Here is a 20,147-nt window from a genome sequence, read left to right as displayed (position 1 = left end):
ATCCCCCGTGAAGGAGGCGTCATGAGCGACGCAGCGTCCCCGCAGAACGGCGTCCGCCGAGCCGACGAAGAGCCGGTGTCGACGACCGACGAGACCGCGGCAGCGACCGCACCCGACGACGACGCGAACGCCGACGAGGCGACGGCGGGCGGGGTGGATGCGGTGCCGGCGGCATCCTCGGCCGGGGGCGTCGCCGACGCCCCCGCTGACGTCGACGCCGACGACCCGGACGCCGCGGAGGCCGCCCGCCGCGCGGAACCCCAGTGGACCCAGGAGGCCCCGCGCGTCGTCGCCGAGCCGACCACCGCGCAGGAGACGACCGAGGCGCCGCGGGTCCCGTCGTCCGCCGCGCAGCCGACCGCGCCGTCGTCGGAGCCGGGCCCCGTGCCCGCCTCGCCGGCCGCCCCGCAGCTCGTCGAGCCGGAGGAGCCCCCGGCGACGACGGGGATCCCGGTCGCCGAGCTGCTCGCCGACTCGCGCGACGCCGAGAGCGTCGCCTCCGCGCCGCCCGCCGCCGCGCCGACGGCGACGGCCGCTCCGGTCGCCGAGCCGGCTCCCGCCGCCGAGCCGATCATCCCCGTACCGGCCGCAGAGCGCCCGCGCGCCGTCGATGAGCAGGTCACGACGGGATCCACGACCTACCCGACCGGCGCCCAGCCGCTGCCCGCCGTCGACCACGAGGCCTTCTCGTCGTTCCTCGCGACCGACGACGTCGAGCCGCCCAAGGCGCAGCACAACCGGCTCTTCGGCGCCGGCTTCGCGTTGCTGTCGTCGATCGTGTTCGGCGCCCTGTACGGCGGCATCGTGGCGGGCATCCTCGCCCTGCGCGAGCGTGCTGCCGACTGGCTGCCGACCTTCCTCGACTTCGTCACCGGCCAGACCTTCGTGATCCCGGTCGTCGCCTATGCGGTGCTCGCGCTGATCTTCGCGCTGCTGCTCAACCGTGCGCACTGGTTCGCGCACGTGGTGACGAGCCTCGTGCTGGGTGCGCTCGTCTACGCGGTGGCGATCGTGACGACGCTGCTGCTGGCGGGGGTCACGAGCCTCGACTCGGCCGCGTCGCGCAACCTCCTCGTGGAGCAGATCGAGAACCCCTGGTTCATCGTGGCGGGTCTGGCCGCCCGCGAGACCGCGATGTGGTTCGGCTTCATCGCGGCGGCGCGCGGACGCAAGGTCGTCGCCCGCAACCGCGAGGCGCGCGAGCGCTTCGACCGCGATCAGGCCGAGAAGAAGGCGCAGCGTGAGCGGGGCTACGTCGCCGTCTGAGCCGCGGCCGGAGTACCTCGTCGCGCTGTTCACGACGGTGCTGTGGGGCGCCGCGCAGTTCGCCGTCGGCGGGATGATCGCCCTCGCGGCCGACCGTGATCCGGTGCCGACCGGAATCAGCGTGTTCGCGGTGCCGATCGCGACGCTGCTCGCCGGCGTCGCGCTGTGGTTCGTCACGGCGCGGTCGACGACCGCCCGCTCGCCGTGGGGATCGGCGCTCGTCGCGGCGGCGTCCGTCTACCTGGTCTTCGTCGTCGCGGGCGGTCTCGCCGGGTTGCGTCTGCTCGTCGCGCAGGCGCAGAGCCCGTTCGTCGTCGTGGCGGCCGCCCTCGCCGCCGTCACCGTGATCGCGACCTGGTTCGGCATCCGCGCCTACCGACGTCCGCGCTGACACCCGCACGAGGGGCGTGACCCCTTTACCCCCACAAGGCGGGTATGGGCTGGCACGACACGCGGCCCTACTGTCGTGACAGCAGACGGAGCCTCCCGAAGTTCCGTCTGGGTAACCGGATGTCGGCGGGGGGTCGGCATTCGGCAGGTACGTCATTCTGAGGGGGGTGACATGACCTCCCTCGCCGAGATCCTCATCATCCGCGGCCTCATGCCGATCACCAGCATCGATGCGGTGTATCAGCCTGACTACGACGAGGCCGCCGTCGTCAATCGTCTTCTCGAGGAGGGCGTTCTCACGCCCGCCTCGCTCGCGTCGGCGCGTGCCGCCCAGATGGGCCTCGCCTTCGTCGAGCTGCTCGACTATCCGGTCGAGCAGGCCGCCGTCGCGCTCGTGCCGGCCGCCGTCTGCCGCCGCTACGAGGTGCTTCCGCTCTCGGTGCAGGGCGACCAGCTGACGCTCGCGATGTCCGACCCGGGCAACGTGCTCGCGCTCGACGACGTGCGCGCCGCCGCCCGTCTGCGCGTCAAGGCCGTCGTCGCCGAGCGCGGCGACCTGATGACGGCGATCGACAAGTTCCACCGCGCCGACGGCGAGCTCAGCGAGCTGCAGGGTCTGATCCAGGAGGAGACCGACGCGTCGACGGATGTCGCGGTCGCCGACGCCTTCGAAGACGACGCGCCCATCGTGCGCTTCGTGAACCTGCTCATCAGCCAGGGCATCCAGGACCACGCCTCCGACATCCACATCGAGCCGGGCGAGATGGAGCTGACGGTGCGCTACCGCATCGACGGCGTGCTCCACATCATGCAGAAGGCGCCCAAGAACATCCAGAACGGCGTGATCTCGCGCCTCAAGATCATGAGCGACATCGACATCGCCGAGCGGCGCAAGCCACAGGACGGCCGCCTGTCGGTGCGTCACGGCGGTCGCCAGATCGACCTGCGCGTCGCGACCCTCCCCACGGTGTGGGGCGAGAAGGTCGTCATGCGAATCCTCGACAACTCGAACACGAGCGTGTCGATGGATCAGCTGCAGCTGACCCCGCGCAACGCGGAGATCTACCGCAACAGCTACACCAAGCCCTACGGCATGATCCTCGTCACCGGTCCGACCGGTTCGGGCAAGTCGACGACGCTCTACACGACGCTCAACGCGGTCGTGCGGCCCGAGATCAACGTGATCACGGTCGAGGACCCGGTCGAGTACCGGATGCCGGGCATCAACCAGGTGCAGGTCAACGTCAAGGCCGGCCTCACCTTCGCGAGCGCGCTGCGGTCGATCCTGCGATCCGACCCGGATGTGGTGCTGATCGGTGAGATCCGCGACCACGAGACGGCGCAGATCGCGATCGAGGCGTCGCTCACGGGCCACCTCGTGCTGTCGACGCTGCACACGAACGACGCGCCGAGCGCGATCACCCGTCTGACCGAGATGGGCATCGAGCCCTTCCTCGTCGGGTCGGCGCTCGACTCGGTCGTCGCTCAGCGTCTCGCGCGCCGGCTGTGCGAGCGCTGCCGCCAGCCGTACGCGCACGATCCCGAAGACCTGCACCGACTGGGATTCACCACCGACCCGACGCAGCCCGCGCCGGAGCTGTGGATGCCCGTCGGCTGCTCGACCTGCAGCAACACCGGCTATCGGGGCCGTCTGGCGCTGCACGAGATCATGGCGGTCAGCGAGGACATCGAGCGCATGGCCGTGTCCCGCGCCTCGAGCGCCGAGATCAGCAAGATCGCGATCAGCCAGGGCATGAGCACCCTGCGCATGGACGGTTGGCAGAAGGCCCAGGCGGGCCTGACGTCGATCGAAGAGATTCTCCGCGTCGTCGCCTGACGACTCGGATCTGGGGGGAAATCATGGAAAAGCCTGTCTACGACATCCCATTGTCAGACGTGGGCGGCGGCGTGCCGTTCTCGACTCCGCCGGTGCCGCCGGCGGACAAGAACCTGTTCACGTCGCCTCCGCCGACCATGACCCCCGATGGAGACCCCGTCTCGGGCGCGGCGCAGGGCACCCCCTCCGCCGCGTCCGCCTCCCCCTCCGGGAGCGCCGCGCCGCCCGCGCCTGCGCCCGAGACGGTTTTCCCGCCGCCGATGCCCGCCGCGGGTGCGACGCCGGGCAGCTTCCCGGCGCCCGCCGCCGGCGCCGCCTTCGATTTCGAGGCGGCCCCGCCGCCCGCCGGTCGCGTCTTCGACCTGGTGGATGCGCCCGCGCCGACCGTGCCGGCCACCGATGCTCCGGCGCCGGTCTTCGATCTCTCGGACGTCGCTGCCCCGGCGTCCGAGACCCCCTTCGACGCACCCGCGCCCGCGTCGGCGCCCGTGCTCGACCTCGACGCGCCCGACTTCGGCGGCGCCGACTTCTCCTTCGAGTCGTTCGGTTCGCCGGACGCGGCGCCGGTGTCGGTCGACGACCCGGCCGCTCCGGCGGGCGCGCCGCTCGATCTCGACGCCGCGTTCTTCGCGTCGGCTTCCGCTCCGTCCGCACCCGAGGCGGCCGGATCGGCGCACGACCTGGCTGCGCCCCTCGCCGCCGACGCTGAGACCGAGGCTGCGAGCGTGCTCGACCTGGGCGCGCCCGAATCGCTCGCTCCGACGGCGCCCGCGATCGACCTGGATTCGGTGCTCAGCGCTCCGGCGCCGACCGACTCGGCGTTCGCTCCGGCGGCCGCGGCGGCTCCCGTGTTCGACGCGCCCGCCGCCGCTGCCGAGCCGACGCCGACGCCGACCGCCGCGTTCGATGCGCCGGCGCCGGACGCGTTCTCGGCGATCTCCTTCGACGACGTCGCCGACCCGGCGACCGTCGCCTACGACTTCCCGACGGCGCCGGTCGGCACCGCCGAGGCGCCCGCGCCGACGCAGCTGCTCGACACGGTCGCCGCGCCCGACGCGCCCGCCGATGTCGCCCCGAGTGCCGCGGAGATCGACGAGATCGCCGCGCTGAACCCGGGCGCCGGCTCGCCCGACCCCGACCTCATCGCGGCGCTGCAGCAGGTTCTGCTGACCGGCGCATCCGACCTCCACATCGCCTCCGGCGCTGCGCCGATGTTGCGCGTCGACGGCGGTCTGAGCCCGATCCCCGGCTACGACGTCTGGGATCGCGCGGTCGTGCGCGAGCGGCTGTTCTCGCTGCTGAGCGAGGACTACCAGAAGAAGTTCGACGAGGCGCTCGAGCTCGACTTCGCGTACACGCTGTCGGCCAATGCGCGATTCCGCGTGAACTTCTATCAGGACCGCGGCTCGATGGGTGCGGCGTTCCGCATCATCCCGACGCACATCAAGACCCTGCGCGAGCTCGGCATCGGCGAGGAGGTCGGCTCGTTCTCGACCCTGCCTCGCGGTCTCGTGCTCGTCACGGGCCCCACCGGCTCGGGCAAGTCGACGACCCTCGCCGCCATGATCGACCTGGTCAACGAGACCCGCCGCGACCACGTCGTGACGGTCGAGGACCCGATCGAGTTCATGCACAAGAACAAGAAGTCGCTGATCAACCAGCGCGAGGTCGGCCGCGACACCCACAGCTTCGGCAACGCCCTGAAGCACGTGCTGCGTCAGGACCCCGACGTCATCCTCATCGGCGAGCTGCGCGACCTCGAGACCATCTCGATCGCGCTCACCGCCGCCGAGACCGGCCACCTCGTGTTCGCGACCCTGCATACGCAGAGCGCGCCGACCACGATCGACCGCGTGATCGACGTCTTCCCGCCGCACCAGCAGGACCAGGTGCGCACCCAGCTGGCGGCGACCCTGCAGGGCGTCGTCTGCCAGACGCTGGTGAAGAAGGCCGGGGGATCGGGCCGTGCGGTCGCGACCGAGGTCATGTTCACGACGCCCGCCATTTCGAACCTCGTGCGCGAGGGCAAGACCTACCAGATCACCTCGGTGCTGCAGTCGGGTGCCTCGCAGGGCATGCACACGATGGATCAGGCGCTCGCGCAGCTGGTCAACGACGGCACCATCACGCGCTCCGTCGCGATGGAGAAGTCGCAGGACCCGGAGACGCTCGAGCGCCTCATCACCCGTGTCGACATGAACCAGGCCGGCGGCGACGGCGGTTTTGTCTCCCTCGATTTCAATGACTACGGCGACCAGAAGGGACGTCACTGATGGCCGCGACCGTCGCAGTGCGCGCATTCGAGTACAAGAGCCGCAACTCCGTCGGCAAGCTCGTGAGCGGGCGGCTCGAAGCTTCCAGCGAGGGCGCCGTCGTCGACAAGCTCCGTAACATGGGCCTGGCGCCCGTCGAGATCAAGGAGTGGACGGGCGGATCCGGGCTCAGCCGCGAGATCAGCTTCGGCAGCTTCGGCAAGGGCGTGGACCTGAAAGCCCTGGCGGTGTTCAGCCGGCAGATGGCGACCATGATCTCGGCCGGTCTGTCGATGCTGAAGACGCTCAACATCCTCAGCGAGCAGACCGAGAATCCGAAGCTGAAGACGATCCTTGCCCAGGTGACCCGCGAGGTGGAGTCCGGCTCCGCGCTATCGGAGGCGATGGCCAAGCACCCCGTCGAGTTCCCGCCGATCATGGTCAACATGATCCGCGCGGGTGAGACCGGCGGCTTCCTCGAAGATGCGCTCGCCTCGGTGGCGACGAACTTCGAGAAGGAGGCGAAGCTCCGAGCCACGATCAAGTCGGCGATGACCTACCCCGTGATGGTGCTGATCCTCGCGGGGGTTGCAGTTCTCCTGATGCTGATCTTCATCGTGCCGGTGTTCAAATCGATGTTCGAAGGGGCGGGCAGCTCTCTACCGGCTCCGACGCAGGTCCTCGTAACCCTCTCCGAGAACATGGTCTGGATCGTGCCGGTGCTGGCGATCCTCATCATCGGGGGGATGGCGTGGTGGCGCATCAATAAGAACACCGAGGCGGTGCGTCAGCGGCTCGACCCACTGAAGTTGCGCATCCCGGTGTTCGGCGAGTTGAACAAGAAGATCGCCGTCGCGCGGTTCACCCGCAACCTCGCGAACATGATCGGGGCCGGCGTGCCGATCCTGCACGCGCTCGTCGTCGTCGGCGAGACGGCCGGCAACTACGTCGTAGAGAAGGCGTCCAAGAACGTCGCCGACGCCGTCAGGCAGGGCAAGTCGATCGGCGGGCCGCTCGCCGAGGAGAAGGTGTTCCCGCCGATGGTGACCCAAATGGTTGCGGTCGGCGAGGACTCGGGCTCGATGGAGGTCATGCTGACCAAGGTCGCCGACTTCTACGACTCCGAGGTCGAATCGACGACGAAGGCCCTGACCTCGCTGATCGAGCCGCTGCTCATCGCCTTCCTCGGCGTCGTCGTGGGTGGCATCATCGTTGCCCTCTACCTGCCGATCTTCCAGATCGCGAGCGTCGCCGGCCACTGACCCCTTCCTCGCTCGGAGAGGCCCGAGGGGGCGCAGAACCGCGTTCAGCGGACCTGCGCCCCTTCTTCGTCGTCGTGGCGACCGGGCGCCCAGAGTGCTGGCGGCGACCGTGATGCACGACATCTGAGCGGCAAGTGCGAGGCGCGCCGAAAACGATGGGAATCCGTCCCCCCGGACTGGGGACGAAATACGAACGAATCACCCCCGGACGCGGGATTCCAGGGGTCTTCCGACCCTCATAACGTCATAGCCGTGGGTCAGCCCGTTGGGGGGCGGGCTCGCGAATCCAAAATCACATCGAAGAAACGGATCACCCATGTCCCGCATCCAGAAGGCGCTCGAGAACCGTCTCGTCCGCGTCCGTAACAACGAGCAGGGCTTCACCCTGATCGAGCTCCTCGTCGTCGTGATCATCATCGGCATCCTCGCCGCGATCGCGATCCCGGTGTACATCAACGTCCAGAACAACGCCAAGGATTCGTCGGTCAAGTCGGACCTGACCAACGCGAAGGTCGCCATCAACGCGTACTACACCAACGCCACTCCGGCCGCCCTGCCCACCACGCTGGACAAGGCGACCCTCGGCAAGTACGGCTTCACGCTGAGCCCGGGCACCACCATCACCTACAGCGGCACCGACCGCACCGCCGACGGCTACTGCCTCGTCTCGCCGGCCGGCAGCGACACCGCCAAGAAGATCTACATCACCGCCGGTGGCGGCGCGACCGACGCCCTCGCCGACACGGCCAAGCCGAGCGGCTGCTAAGCAGCTCCGGTTCGGGTGGGGCGTCGCCAGCGGCGGCGCCCCACCTTCACATAGCACCACAGCCGCTCCGCACGGAACGGCGGAACACCAGCGTTGAGAACGTCTCCCGGGGGGGTGAGGCACTCATGAGCATCGAAAGAATCGCAACTCGTATCCGCCGCCGCGTCGACCAGGGCGGCGAAGACGGCTTCTCGCTCGTCGAGGTGGTCGTGGCCATGATGGTCTTCGCGCTCCTCATGATCGGGATGTCGTACTCGCTGGTCACGATGCAGCGGCTCTCGAAGGACTCGACCCTGCGTCAGACCGCGATCGGGTTGGCCAAAGCCGAGCTCGACCGGCTCAATCAGAAAGCCAATCCTCTCGACCTCACCTCGAGCTCCAGCTCGGTGACCGGATCGAACGGCACGGTCTACACGATCGATCGCACCGTCCAGTGGGTGCCCGCCAGCGGAACCATCGCGGCGTGCGGCACCGGCGGCGGCAACCTGCTCTACAAGAACGTCAGCATCCAGGTCACGTGGCCGGGCATGACGACCATCACCAAGCCGGTGCAGCTGGACACCAACATCTCGCCGTCGGACCGCGTCAACGACCCGAGCATGGGGACCGTCGTCGTCGCCGTGCTCGGCGCCGACGGCCTCGCGCGACAGGGCGTCACCGTGACGATCACCAATAAGGCCACCGGGGTCGCGCTGGCGAACGTGCCGGCGACCGACATCGACGGCTGCAGCTATGTGCTCAAGGTGCCGCCGGCGAACTACTCGATCAAGATCAACAAGACCGGCTTCATCACCTCGACGACGATGACCCTCTCGTCGACCACCGGTCCTGCGATCGATCGCACAGTCGAGGCCGGCGCTACTGCCTCGGCCAAGCTCGACTTCGACGCGGCGATGACCCTCAATCGCGCTTACGCCTCCGACAAGCCGAGCGGCAACGTCGTGATGCCGAGCAACCTCGACACGTCGTACTTCTACAGCGGTGGGGTCTACTCCGCGACCGACAGCGGCGTGCTCAGCTCCTCGAACACGACCGCCGTGAAGCTGTTCCCCTACCCGGACGGGTACACCGTCGCGGCGGGCAAGGTGCAGGCGGCGACCGAGACCACGGCGAGCTGCCTCTCGCCGGATCCTCAGGCGTGGTCTGGCGGTGCGGTCAACGGTCAGAACAAGGGGGACGGGGCTCGGCCTGCGTCGGCGAGCGCCGACCCGGGAGGATCGGCATCCGTCGCCATCCCGATGGGCTACGTCAAGGTCAACAACCCGAGCACGGTCACGAAGATCGTCGCGACGAGCGCCTCCTCGAACTACCCTGGCGACCCCGGTTGCCTCAATCCGATGTCATACAGCTTCTCTGTCTCAGGCGGTAGCTCGGTTCTCGCATTGCCCTACGGCACCTGGAAGCTCACCGGCTACACGGCCAGCCTGATCCAGACAGCGCTGTCGAATCTGACGCTGCCGACGGGACTCGGCGCCGTCGCGGCGGGCCAGACGATCACCCTCGACCCGAGGCCGAACCAATGAGCGTCGCCGCCCGCCTCCGCGAGGCGAAGAAGCTGCCGCAACGAGGCGCGTCGCTCCCGGAGCTCCTCACTGCTCTCATGGTGACGGGTCTCCTGCTGGCGATGGTCGCCGCGCTCTTCGTGCAGACGGGCAAGATCGGGACGGCGTCGATCCAGAACGGGCGTGCGGCATCGCAGGCCGGCAACATCATGAATGCCATCGAGACGCCCGTCCGGGTCGCCTCCAACGTCGTGATCTCGGGAGGTACCAGTCCCGCGGTTCAGGAGGCCAAGCAAGACGGCTTCACGTTGCTGGCCCTCACTGACGTCGCTGCTGGCGACAGTGTCAACGCCGCGACGAAGTACCAGTTCTTCGTGACGACGGCCGGCGAGCTGAAGGTCACGGTCTGCGGCGTGTCAATCACCTCGGTGGGCATCTCGACTCCCTCGAGCTGCAATTCGCCCCGGACCCGTGTCGCGGGCAGTGGCCTGACGAGTACAGCGATCTTCACGTACAACGACTCCTCGGGAAACGCGATCGCGTTCAGCTCGGGCGCCATCGCGGCGGGCTCTCTCAAGAACATCGCCTCGATCACGGTGACCGCGTCAGTGGTCAGCGGGACCGGCCAGACGCCGGTCGCCATCAACACCACCATCCCCATGCCCAATCTCGGATTGTCGAGCACCTCATGATCCTGCGAATCGTCCACGCGCTGCGTCGGCGCGATCCCGAGAGCGGTGTCGCGCTGCCCGTCGTCTTCGGCCTCGGGCTGATCATGCTCGTCCTGGTCGCGACGAGCATGTCGGCGGCGATCTCGAGCGTCCGGAAGACCGACACTGACGACGACTGGAACGCCGCGCTCGACATCGCCTACGCCGGCGTCGAGGACTACACCAGCCGTCTCGCCAACGACCCGAGCTACCAGTACTACGGCAACCCCGCCTCGAAGTTCACGCAGGCGACGGGCAGCAGCGTGACGCTCCCGCCGGTCAACAACGACGCTTTCGCCGTCACGGGCGACAAGTGGGGATCGATGCCGAACAATGCGCAGGCCGGCTTCCGCTACGAGGTCGACAACTCGCAGTACGCGTCGTCGGGACGGCTCCGCATCCGCGCTACGGGCAAGGTCTCGAACGAGGTCCGCAGCGTCGTTGCCGACCTGCACCAGAGCGGATTCCTCGACTACATGTACTTCACCGTCTATGAAGTGCAGGATCCCGACATCTCGGGCAAGACCGGGTGCGCGATGTACCAGTACGACGGACGCCCCGACTCGCTCGACTGCGACATCGACTTCGGTGCGAACGACACGCTCAACGGTCCGGTGCACAGCAACGATCGCTTGAGCATCTGCGGCGCGAAGTTCAACGACCGCGTCACCAGCTCCGACCCCGCGGGCAAGACCAGCGCCCAGAACTGGACGAAGCCGGCGAACTGCTCGAACCCGACGTGGAAGACCGGGGCGGAGTTCAACCCGAGCAGCCGCCCGGTCTATCGCGCCCAGGTGCCGATGCCCGATTCCAACGCGGACCTGCGTCGCGAGACCTTCACCGATCGGCCGGCCCAGGTGCCGGACCCGGGGTGCCTCTACACCGGGCCGACGATCATCACCTTCAACACCGGCGGCACGATGACCGTGAACTCGCCGTGGACCAAGTTCACGTCGATCAACGAGGCCGGCGTCGGCAACAACGACGCCGCCAAATGCGGGTCGATCGCGGCGCTGACGAGTGCGGCCGGGGCGACGATCCCGACGATCCCGAACAATCTCATCTACGTGCAGTCGGTGCCGACGAGCGGGACCGATCCGAATAAGCGCGCCGCCGGAGACCCTGCGTACCCCGCCATCGTCGACTGCTCGACGACCAGCGCGATGAAGCAGAGCGAAGACGGCACGACCGTGATCTCGAGCGGCTTCAAGTACAACGGCACCACCGACTCGGTCACGGGATCGGCCTACCAGTATCCGCTCTCGAACGAGGTGCTCGATCGCTTCGACAGCTCGCTCACCAACCCCGCCTACGACTGCAAGTCCGGCGACGTCTACGTGCGCGGCAACTTCAGCGGCAAGATGACGATCGCCGCAGCGCGCTACGTCTACGTGACAGGCGACATCAAGTACGACAGCACCTCCGACATGCTCGGCGTCGTGGGGGACTCGGCCGTATGGGTCTGGAACCCGATCGTCAAGAACGGCAACACCTACAGCTTCAAGAAGTTCGAGGATCGCCGAATCGACGGCGCGCTGCTCTCCGTCAAGCACACGGTCCAGGTGCAGAACGTGAACGGCGTCTACAAGTGGGGCGCCTCGCAGATCCGATGCAACGGCGTGTACACGAACTACGCGACTGCGGGCGTGAACGTGAGCCGCAAGACCCTCACCATCAACGGCACGCTCGTGCAGAAGTTCCGTGGCTCGGTTGCGAGCACTGTCTACCTCAACGGCTGCAACGCCGTGACAGGAGCCGGCTTCGACAAGGCCTACGGCTACGACACCCGCTTCAAGATCAACGCGCCGCCGAAGTTCCTCAAGCCGACGTCGATCACCTACAACGTGAGCCAGTTCGCCACCACCAAGACGGCCTACACCGCGACAGGAGCGCAGATCCCGTGATCCCGTTCCTTCTGCTTGCCGTCGTCCTGACCGCAGTCCTCGGGCTCGCCGTCGGGTCCTTCACCAATGTGGTCGTCTACCGCGTACCTGCCGGGCTCTCGGTCGTGCACCCGCGGTCGGCGTGTCCGCGCTGCTCGACTCCTATCGCAGCCCGCGACAACGTGCCGGTGCTGTCGTGGCTCTTGCTTCGCGCCAAGTGCCGCACCTGCGCGCTTCCGATCTCGGCGCGGTATCCGCTGGTCGAACTCGCAGTTGGGGTCTTCTGGGTCGCCGTGACGACCTGGATGGTGATGGCGCAACCGCCGCTCGCTGAGCCCGGTCCGGCGGCAGCGTTCATGCTTCAGTTGACGGCGCTACTCTACGTCGCGACCATTTCGATCGCCCTCGCGCTGATCGACATCGACACGAAGACCCTGCCCGATCGCATTGTCTGGCCGTCGTACGCCGTGGTCGGCGTCCTGCTCGCGGCTGCCGGCGTCCTCAACGGCGATCTCGAAGCCGTCGCTCGAGCCGCGGCGGGAGCGGGCATCCTGGTCGGCGCCTACTTCATCCTCCTGATGGTGTCGGGCGGCATGGGGCTCGGCGACGTCAAGCTGGCCGGCGTGCTCGGACTGGTGCTCGGCTGGTTCGGCTGGCAACAGCTCATCGTGGGGGCCGGCGCGGCGTTCCTGCTCGGAGGGGTGTTCAGCATCGTCCTCATCGCCCTGGGACGCGTCAAGCGCAAACAGGGCATCCCGTTCGGCCCGTGGATGATCGCGGGCGCCTGGATCGGGATCTTCGCCGGCGTGCCGATCGCCGACACATATCTGTCCCTCGTCGGGCTTCGCTGACGAGGACTATCAAGGGGGGAAACATGGCTTCGACGATCGTCGGGCTCGACATCGGGAAGGGGGTGCTGCGCGCAGCGGAGATCGCTGACGCGGGCAAACCCAAGCCGACTCTGGTCCGTTACCACACACTCGCGCTGCCGCCGGCGGCAGCGCAGCGCGGAGAGGTGCTCGAACAGAGCACCGTCGCCTCGGCGCTCAAGCAGCTGTGGGCTGCTGCCGGGTTCAAGAGCAAGAAGGTCGTGCTCGGAATGGGAAACCACCGCGTGATGGTGCGCGACATCTCCGTGCCGAAGATGCCGCTGGCGCAGATCAAGGAGTCACTGCCGTTCCAGGTGCAGGAGCTTCTGCCGGTGCCGGTCGCCGACGCGATCCTCGACTTCTATCCGATCTCGGGCGGCAAGACCGATGGCGGTGACGTCATCAACGGTCTTCTCGTTGCTGCGGTGAAGGATTCCGTGCTGCGCAACGTCGAGGCCGTGCAAGAGGCAGGGCTCGACCCCGTCGCCGTCGACCTCATCCCGTTCGCGCTCACCCGCGCGCTCGTCGACAACGCGAAGGGCAGCGGCACCTCCGCTCTCGTACACATCGGCGCGGTGACGACCATGGTCGTGATCGCGCAGGATGGGATCCCTCAGTTCGTGCGCATCATCCAGAGCGGCGGTGACGACACGACGAGCGCGCTCGTCAAGGCTCTCGGGATCGAGCCCGGGCAGGCTGAGCAGGTCAAGCGCGGCTTCGGGTTGAACGCCGAAGGCGTCAGCGCCGATTGGCAGCCGGCGATCACGACGATCGCGAGCTCGACAAACGATCTGATCGACAGCATCAGAAACACCCTGAGCTTCTACGTCAACAGCCGCGGCGGCGCCCGGATCGACCGGGTGCTGCTCTCCGGCGGCGGTGCCCAGTTGCAGGGGCTGCCGAAGGCGCTCGCGGATGCCACGCGACTTCCGGTCGGCATCCCCGACAGCCTCTCGCGCTTCCACATCGCGAAGTCCGCCGATGGCGATCGACTTCGCAACGAGTTCACCGAGATCCCGGTCGCGGCCGGGCTGGCGCTGGGGAGCCGAGCATGAGCGTGATGGACATCCTCAAGAAGGACATCGGCGGCAAGAAGAAGGAGCCGATGGCCGAGGCTCCGACGAACGTCGAGGCGACCGAGATGGCCGCAGCGACCGTCCCGGCGCCGGCCAAGGGCAGTCGCGGAATACCGGCCGTGCTCTCGGGTCTGCCGCACGCCGACCTGCTGCCTCCGGAGATCGGTCAGCGTCATCGTGCCAAGACGGCCCGTCGTGGCATGAGGCTCGCGCTCGTTGCGGTCGTCGCCGTCGCCGCACTGGGCATCGGGGGTGCCTGGTCGCTCGACATGCTGTCGCGCAGTTCGCTCGCCGCTGCGCAGGCGGAAAGCGCCGAGCTCGCGGCGAAGCAGGCCGGGTATAAGGACGTTCAGGAGGTTCAGCAGACGATCGCGGTCGGAGAGGCTGCCCAGCGCGTGGGTGCCTCGGTCGAGATCGACTGGAAGGAGACGCTCGACTCGATCCAGGCCGCGCTACCCGCAGGGATGACGCTCGACACGGTCGATGCCGATTCCGTGAGCATCACGGAGTCGTATCGAGACGGGGACTCTCCGCTCGACAGCACCAACGTCGCGAAGATCACGCTTTCGCTGAAGAGCTCGGCCCTGCCGAGCGTCCCGGATCTGCTCAACTCGCTGGCGAAGGTGAAGGGCGTCGTCGACGCACAGCCCACCTCCGTCAGCCTCGACGACGTGGGCTACACCACGACGGTTCTCGTGCATCTCGATGACTCGGCCTTCACGGGTCGTTTCACGAACGACAAGAAGGCGAACGGCTGATGGGCGCGAAGATCGACAACCGGATCTGGCTTCTGATCACCGCCGTGGTCGCAATCGCCGTTCTGGCCGGCGGCTGGTTCCTCGGGGCGCAGCCCCTCGTCAACTCGGCGCTCGAATCCGATCAGCAGCGGACGACGATCCAGACGCAGAACGAGACCGCCAAGCTGCAGCTGTCTAAGCTCGCCGCAGCGAAGCGCGATCTCACCGCGCTGGAGTCCGAGCGCGACGAGGTGACGGCTTCGGTGCCGAAGAGCCTCGCAGGAGCGGACTTCCTCCGTTCGATCAACGCGATGGCGACGCAGAACGGCGTCACCGTCGAGGAGATCACGTTCGACAACGTCACGCCGTACTCCGCGCCCACGGCTACGGCCGGCGGTGAGACGGCGGCCCCGGTGGATTCCAGCGCGTCGCCGTCCGCAAGCGCGTCGGCGACGCCGACGCCGACGCCGGTGGCGGGCCCCGCCACGGATCCGACGATCACGGCGGAGAACTTCGTACTCGTCGGTGTCCAGCTGAAGGTGAGCGGTGACTCCGCGTCGCTCCTGAACTTCGCGCATGCCGTGCAGACCGGAGAGCGTCTCGTGCTCGTCAACACCTTCTCGATCAAGTCGAGCCAGGGAGAGGACGGCGGAGTCCCGAGCATGGATCTCGGCGGCTTCGTCTATGTCCTCAACACGGCGGCGGCCGCAGCCGCGGCCACGACGGCGCCCGCAAACGGCTGACGCCGCTCCATCCACCCAGACACCGGCGGCGCATCCCCCCTTATTGCGCCGCCGGCCAGACTGCAAGCAGCAATCCCTCCGCTGACCTTGCACGCGTGCGCCCCGCCGGGCTTCCCGGCGGGGCGTTACGCGTTCCGCCGACGCTCTGCGGCACAGAGCGCGGCCGGCGGGGCAGCGCCTCGCCGCGAGCTCGGCCTCACCTTGCGGCGCAGACGACACGCGGGGTAGTCTTGACCGCGTGTGTGCGCATCGTCGTGCACACGGGCAGCCGGCTCACCGGGCTCTTCATCGCGAAGACCCAATAGCCCACCCCCACGGCATATCCGCCAGCCACCGCTGACGCACCTGCTCGCAGGTCGATCGGGCGGCGGATCTCGATGGCCGAAATCACATCCCATCAAACGCTGTCACCGTGCAGCGACAAGGAGAATCAGTAGTGCCCACCATTCAGCAGCTGGTGCGCAAGGGCCGCACGCCGAAGGTCGTCAAGACCAAGGCGCCCGCCCTGAAGGCGAACCCCCAGCAGCGCGGCGTCTGCACCCGCGTCTACACCACCACCCCGAAGAAGCCGAACTCCGCGCTCCGCAAGGTCGCCCGTGTGAAGCTCTCGAACGGCACCGAGGTCACCGCCTACATCCCCGGTGAGGGCCACAACCTGCAGGAGCACTCGATGGTGCTCGTGCGTGGTGGTCGTGTGAAGGACCTCCCCGGCGTCCGCTACAAGATCGTGCGCGGCGCGCTCGACACCCAGGCCGTGAAGAACCGTCAGCAGGCCCGCAGCCGCTACGGCGCGAAGAAGGACAAGAAGTAATGCCTCGCAAGGGACCCGCTCCGAAGCGCCCCGTCGTCGCCGATCCGGTGTACGGCGCGCCCATCGTGAGCCAGCTCGTCAACAAGATCCTGGTCGACGGCAAGAAGGGCCTCGCCGAGCGCATCGTCTACGACGCGCTCTCCGGCGTCGGCTCGAAGTCCGGTCAGGATGCCGTCCAGGTTCTCAAGAAGGCGCTCGACAACGTGCGCCCCACCCTCGAGGTCAAGAGCCGCCGCGTCGGCGGCTCGACCTACCAGGTGCCGGTCGAGGTCAAGCCGCACCGCGCGAACACCCTCGCGCTGCGCTGGCTCACCTCGTACGCCAAGTCGCGTCGCGAGAAGACGATGACCGAGCGTCTCACCAACGAGATCCTCGACGCCTCGAACGGCCTCGGCGCCGCTGTCAAGCGTCGCGAGGACACCCACAAGATGGCCGAGTCGAACAAGGCCTTCGCGCACTACCGCTGGTAACAGCCCGCGTCGAGCGGGGCCGGCGAACCCGGCCCCGCTCCCCGCATCCACTTTCTCCCGGAAGGAAACCCCGTGGCACAGGACGTGCTCACCGACCTCAACAAGGTCCGCAACTTCGGCATCATGGCGCACATCGATGCCGGCAAGACCACCACGACCGAGCGCATCCTGTTCTACACGGGCATCACCCACAAGATCGGCGAGGTGCACGACGGCGCCGCGACGATGGACTGGATGGCGCAGGAGCAGGAGCGCGGCATCACGATCACGTCGGCCGCGACGACCGCCTTCTGGAAGGGCACCCAGCTCAACATCATCGACACCCCCGGCCACGTGGACTTCACGGTCGAGGTCGAGCGCAACCTGCGCGTGCTCGATGGCGCCGTCGCCGTCTTCGACGGCAAGGAGGGCGTCGAGCCCCAGTCGGAGACCGTGTGGCGTCAGGCCGACAAGTACGACGTTCCCCGCATCTGCTTCGTCAACAAGATGGACAAGCTGGGCGCCGACTTCTACTTCACGGTCGACACCATCGTCAAGCGCCTCGGCGCGAAGCCGCTGGTCATGCAGCTCCCGATCGGTGCGGAGTCGTCCTTCGAGGGCGTCGTCGACCTGGTCGAGATGAACGCGAAGACCTGGCGCGGCGACGCCAAGGGTGACGTCAAGATGGGCGCCGAGTACGCCGTCGAGGAGATCCCCGCTGACCTCGTCGAGAAGGCCAACGAGTACCGCCAGCTGCTGCTCGAGACCGTCGCCGAGACCGACGACGCGCTGCTCGAGAAGTTCTTCGGCGGTGAGGAGCTCACGATCGACGAGATCAAGGGCGCCATCCGCAAGCTCGTGCTCGACTCGGCGATCTACCCCGTGTTCTGCGGCTCCGCCTTCAAGAACCGCGGCGTGCAGCCGATGCTCGACGCGGTCGTCGACTACCTCCCGTCGCCGCTCGACGTGCCCGCTGTCGAAGGCCACGACGTGCGCGACGAGGAGAAGGTCATCGAGCGCAAGGCCGACTCGGCCGAGCCGTTCTCGGCCCTCGCCTTCAAGATCATGACGCACCCGTTCTTCGGTCGTCTGACCTACATCCGCGTCTACTCGGGCAAGCTCGACTCCGGCGCGCAGATCATCAACTCGACCAAGGGCAAGAAGGAGCGCATCGGGAAGATCTTCCAGATGCACGCCAACAAGGAGAACCCGGTCGACTCGGTCACCGCCGGCCACATCTACGCGGTCATCGGCCTGAAGGACACCACCACCGGTGACACCCTCAGCGACCCGAGCGCGCAGGTCATCCTCGAGTCGATGACGTTCCCCGAGCCCGTCATCGAGGTCGCCATCGAGCCGAAGACCAAGGCCGACCAGGAGAAGCTGGGCACCGCGATCCAGAAGCTGGCCGAAGAGGACCCGACGTTCCGCACCGAGCAGAACCAGGAGACCGGCCAGACCATCATCAAGGGCATGGGCGAGCTCCACCTCGACATCCTCGTCGACCGCATGAAGCGTGAGTTCAACGTCGAGGCCAACGTCGGCAAGCCCCAGGTGGCCTACCGCGAGACGCTGCGCCGCACGGTCGAGAAGTACGACTACACCCACAAGAAGCAGACCGGTGGATCCGGTCAGTTCGCGAAGGTGCAGATCTCGCTCGAGCCGCTCGAGGTCACCCCGGAGACCTCGTACGAGTTCGTGAACGCCGTCACCGGCGGTCGCGTGCCGCGCGAGTACATCCCCTCGGTGGATGCGGGCATCCAGGACGCCATGCAGGTCGGCGTCCTCGCCGGCTACCCGACCGTGGGTGTCAAGGCGACCCTGATCGATGGCGCGTCGCACGACGTCGACTCCTCGGAGATGGCGTTCAAGATCGCCGGCTCGATGGCCTACAAGGAGGCCGCCCGCCGCGCCGACCCGGTGCTGCTCGAGCCCCTCATGGCCGTCGAGGTGCGCACGCCCGAGGAGTACATGGGCGACGTCATCGGCGACCTGAACTCGCGTCGTGGCCAGATCCAGTCGATGGAGGACGCCACCGGCGTCAAGGTCGTCTCGGCGAAGGTCCCGCTCTCGGAGATGTTCGGCTACGTCGGCGACCTGCGCTCGAAGACCTCGGGCCGCGCCGTCTACTCGATGACCTTCGACAGCTACTCCGAGGTCCCCAAGGCTGTGGCCGAGGAGATCGTGCAGAAGAGCAAGGGCGAGTAAGTCCTTCAGCGCCGCGGGTGGCTCCGGCGGCCCGCGGCGCTGAGTAACATAACTACACACACCAACCTGGAGCGTTCGGAATCCATCCGGACGCGCTCAACCGAGTCCTAGGAGGACCCAAGTGGCTAAGGCCAAGTTCGAGCGGACCAAGCCGCACGTCAACATCGGAACGATCGGTCACGTCGACCACGGCAAGACCACGCTCACCGCTGCCATCTCGAAGGTGCTCGCCGACAAGTACCCGTCGGACACCAACGTCAAGCGCGACTTCGCTTCGATCGACTCCGCTCCCGAGGAGCGTCAGCGCGGCATCACGATCAACATCTCGCACGTCGAGTACGAGACGCCGAAGCGCCACTACGCGCACGTCGACGCCCCGGGTCACGCTGACTACATCAAGAACATGATCACCGGTGCCGCTCAGATGGACGGCGCGATCCTCGTGGTCGCGGCGACCGACGGCCCGATGGCTCAGACCCGCGAGCACGTCCTGCTCGCCAAGCAGGTTGGTGTGCCGTACCTGCTCGTCGCGCTGAACAAGTCGGACATGGTCGACGACGAGGAGATCCTCGAGCTCGTCGAGCTCGAGGTGCGCGAGCTCCTCTCCTCGCAGGACTTCGATGGCGACAACGCCCCCGTCGTCCGCGTCTCGGGCCTCAAGGCTCTCGAGGGCGACGAGAAGTGGGCCCAGTCGGTCCTCGACCTCATGGAGGCCGTCGACGACAACATCCCCGACCCGGTGCGTGACAAGGACAAGCCGTTCCTCATGCCCATCGAGGACGTCTTCACCATCACCGGTCGTGGAACGGTCGTCACCGGCCGCGCCGAGCGCGGCACCCTCGCGATCAACTCCGAGGTCGAGATCGTCGGCATCCGCCCGACGCAGAAGACCACGGTCACGGGTATCGAGATGTTCCACAAGCAGCTCGACGAGGCCTGGGCCGGCGAGAACTGCGGTCTGCTCCTCCGCGGCACCAAGCGCGAGGACGTCGAGCGCGGCCAGGTCGTCGTGAAGCCGGGTTCGGTCACGCCGCACACCAACTTCGAGGGCACGGCGTACATCCTGTCCAAGGACGAGGGTGGCCGTCACAACCCGTTCTACGCGAACTACCGTCCGCAGTTCTACTTCCGCACCACCGACGTCACCGGCGTCATCACGCTGCCCGAGGGCACCGAGATGGTCATGCCCGGCGACACCACCGACATGACGGTCGAGCTGATCCAGCCCATCGCCATGGAGGAGGGCCTCGGCTTCGCCATCCGCGAGGGTGGCCGCACCGTCGGCGCCGGCAAGGTCACCAAGATCAACAAGTAATTCGATCTTCTTCTGAAGGGGTCGGGCCGTATGGCCCGGCCCCTTCGTCGTTCCCGAACACTCATCGTCGC

17 protein-coding genes are annotated in these 20,147 nt (G+C 67.6%); all 17 read left to right on the top strand.

Annotated features, from left to right (window positions below):
- Positions 1–21 precede the first annotated feature (21 nt).
- The 17 genes from FJ657_RS14510 (at position 22) to tuf (ending at position 20,076) form a co-directional block, all read left to right on the top strand.
- Positions 22–1,266, top strand: coding sequence for an ECF transporter S component family protein (locus FJ657_RS14510; protein WP_141164414.1), 1,245 nt, complete (start codon positions 22–24; stop codon positions 1,264–1,266).
- Positions 1,241–1,657 carry a DUF6121 family protein gene (locus FJ657_RS14505; RefSeq protein WP_141164413.1) on the top strand — a complete coding sequence of 139 codons (417 nt, stop codon included), beginning with the start codon at positions 1,241–1,243 and terminating at the stop codon, positions 1,655–1,657. The genes FJ657_RS14510 and FJ657_RS14505 overlap by 26 nt, the downstream gene beginning before the upstream one ends.
- Positions 1,658–1,828: 171 nt before the next feature.
- Positions 1,829–3,493 carry a GspE/PulE family protein gene (locus tag FJ657_RS14500; RefSeq protein WP_141164412.1) on the top strand — a complete coding sequence of 555 codons (1,665 nt, stop codon included), beginning with the start codon at positions 1,829–1,831 and terminating at the stop codon, positions 3,491–3,493.
- Positions 3,494–3,516: 23 nt separating this feature from the next.
- A complete protein-coding gene (locus FJ657_RS17515) occupies positions 3,517–5,766 on the top strand; it encodes a PilT/PilU family type 4a pilus ATPase (RefSeq protein WP_305005807.1) in 2,250 nt (749 codons plus the stop codon).
- Positions 5,766–7,007: a type II secretion system F family protein gene (locus FJ657_RS14490; RefSeq protein WP_181408992.1), complete on the top strand. Its 1,242-nt coding sequence runs from the start codon at positions 5,766–5,768 to the stop codon at positions 7,005–7,007. The genes FJ657_RS17515 and FJ657_RS14490 overlap by 1 nt, the downstream gene beginning before the upstream one ends.
- Before the next feature lie 316 nt (positions 7,008–7,323).
- On the top strand, positions 7,324–7,773 hold the full coding sequence (locus FJ657_RS17510; protein WP_305005805.1) for a type IV pilin protein: 450 nt from the start codon (positions 7,324–7,326) through the stop codon (positions 7,771–7,773).
- 125 nt (positions 7,774–7,898) lie between these two features.
- Positions 7,899–9,296: a type IV pilus modification PilV family protein gene (locus FJ657_RS14480; protein ID WP_141164411.1), complete on the top strand. Its 1,398-nt coding sequence runs from the start codon at positions 7,899–7,901 to the stop codon at positions 9,294–9,296.
- Entirely contained in the window at positions 9,293–9,967 is a 675-nt protein-coding gene (locus FJ657_RS14475) for a type IV pilus modification PilV family protein (RefSeq protein WP_141164410.1), read from the top strand. Before FJ657_RS14480 ends, FJ657_RS14475 begins: the two co-directional genes overlap by 4 nt.
- Positions 9,964–11,889 carry a hypothetical protein gene (locus FJ657_RS17425; protein ID WP_255447357.1) on the top strand — a complete coding sequence of 642 codons (1,926 nt, stop codon included), beginning with the start codon at positions 9,964–9,966 and terminating at the stop codon, positions 11,887–11,889. Before FJ657_RS14475 ends, FJ657_RS17425 begins: the two co-directional genes overlap by 4 nt.
- Positions 11,886–12,719, top strand: coding sequence for a prepilin peptidase (locus FJ657_RS14470; protein ID WP_255447356.1), 834 nt, complete (start codon positions 11,886–11,888; stop codon positions 12,717–12,719). The genes FJ657_RS17425 and FJ657_RS14470 overlap by 4 nt, the downstream gene beginning before the upstream one ends.
- The gene (gene pilM, locus FJ657_RS14465) at positions 12,635–13,792 is read left to right on the top strand and encodes a type IV pilus assembly protein PilM (RefSeq protein WP_141164408.1); all 1,158 of its coding nucleotides are present in this window, start codon (positions 12,635–12,637) and stop codon (positions 13,790–13,792) included. The genes FJ657_RS14470 and pilM overlap by 85 nt, the downstream gene beginning before the upstream one ends.
- Positions 13,789–14,571 (top strand): hypothetical protein, encoded by a 783-nt coding sequence (locus FJ657_RS14460; protein ID WP_141164407.1) that lies wholly within the window; start codon positions 13,789–13,791, stop codon positions 14,569–14,571. The genes pilM and FJ657_RS14460 overlap by 4 nt, the downstream gene beginning before the upstream one ends.
- Positions 14,571–15,293 carry a type 4a pilus biogenesis protein PilO gene (locus tag FJ657_RS14455; RefSeq protein WP_141164406.1) on the top strand — a complete coding sequence of 241 codons (723 nt, stop codon included), beginning with the start codon at positions 14,571–14,573 and terminating at the stop codon, positions 15,291–15,293. The genes FJ657_RS14460 and FJ657_RS14455 overlap by 1 nt, the downstream gene beginning before the upstream one ends.
- A 436-nt stretch (positions 15,294–15,729) precedes the next feature.
- Positions 15,730–16,104, top strand: a complete 375-nt coding sequence (gene rpsL / locus FJ657_RS14450; protein WP_141145283.1) for a 30S ribosomal protein S12 — start codon at positions 15,730–15,732, stop codon at positions 16,102–16,104.
- A complete protein-coding gene (gene rpsG, locus FJ657_RS14445) occupies positions 16,104–16,574 on the top strand; it encodes a 30S ribosomal protein S7 (RefSeq protein ID WP_141164405.1) in 471 nt (156 codons plus the stop codon). Before rpsL ends, rpsG begins: the two co-directional genes overlap by 1 nt.
- 72 nt (positions 16,575–16,646) lie before the next feature.
- Positions 16,647–18,761: an elongation factor G gene (fusA, locus tag FJ657_RS14440; RefSeq protein WP_141164404.1), complete on the top strand. Its 2,115-nt coding sequence runs from the start codon at positions 16,647–16,649 to the stop codon at positions 18,759–18,761.
- Positions 18,762–18,882: 121 nt separating this feature from the next.
- Positions 18,883–20,076, top strand: coding sequence for an elongation factor Tu (gene tuf / locus FJ657_RS14435; protein WP_141164403.1), 1,194 nt, complete (start codon positions 18,883–18,885; stop codon positions 20,074–20,076).
- The last annotated feature ends 71 nt before the right edge of the window (positions 20,077–20,147 follow it).

Origin of the sequence: Schumannella soli, assembly GCF_006517435.1 — a bacterium.
GTDB classification, from domain to species: Bacteria; Actinomycetota; Actinomycetes; order Actinomycetales; family Microbacteriaceae; genus Schumannella; species Schumannella soli.
This window is presented reverse-complemented; position numbering and strand designations above follow the sequence as displayed.

Bases quoted from the DNA above. Each gene is read 5' to 3' on its own strand.
- FJ657_RS14500 (WP_141164412.1), top strand. From the start codon at position 1,829: ATGACCTCCCTCGCCGAGATCCTCATCATCCGCGGCCTCATGCCGATC.
- FJ657_RS17510 (WP_305005805.1), top strand. From the start codon at position 7,324: ATGTCCCGCATCCAGAAGGCGCTCGAGAACCGTCTCGTCCGCGTCCGT.
- rpsG (WP_141164405.1), top strand. From the start codon at position 16,104: ATGCCTCGCAAGGGACCCGCTCCGAAGCGCCCCGTCGTCGCCGATCCG.
- FJ657_RS14475 (WP_141164410.1), top strand. From the start codon at position 9,293: ATGAGCGTCGCCGCCCGCCTCCGCGAGGCGAAGAAGCTGCCGCAACGA.
- FJ657_RS14490 (WP_181408992.1), top strand. From the start codon at position 5,766: ATGGCCGCGACCGTCGCAGTGCGCGCATTCGAGTACAAGAGCCGCAAC.
- FJ657_RS14480 (WP_141164411.1), top strand. From the start codon at position 7,899: ATGAGCATCGAAAGAATCGCAACTCGTATCCGCCGCCGCGTCGACCAG.
- FJ657_RS17425 (WP_255447357.1), top strand. From the start codon at position 9,964: ATGATCCTGCGAATCGTCCACGCGCTGCGTCGGCGCGATCCCGAGAGC.
- FJ657_RS14510 (WP_141164414.1), top strand. From the start codon at position 22: ATGAGCGACGCAGCGTCCCCGCAGAACGGCGTCCGCCGAGCCGACGAA.
- FJ657_RS14455 (WP_141164406.1), top strand. From the start codon at position 14,571: ATGGGCGCGAAGATCGACAACCGGATCTGGCTTCTGATCACCGCCGTG.
- FJ657_RS17515 (WP_305005807.1), top strand. From the start codon at position 3,517: ATGGAAAAGCCTGTCTACGACATCCCATTGTCAGACGTGGGCGGCGGC.
- FJ657_RS14460 (WP_141164407.1), top strand. From the start codon at position 13,789: ATGAGCGTGATGGACATCCTCAAGAAGGACATCGGCGGCAAGAAGAAG.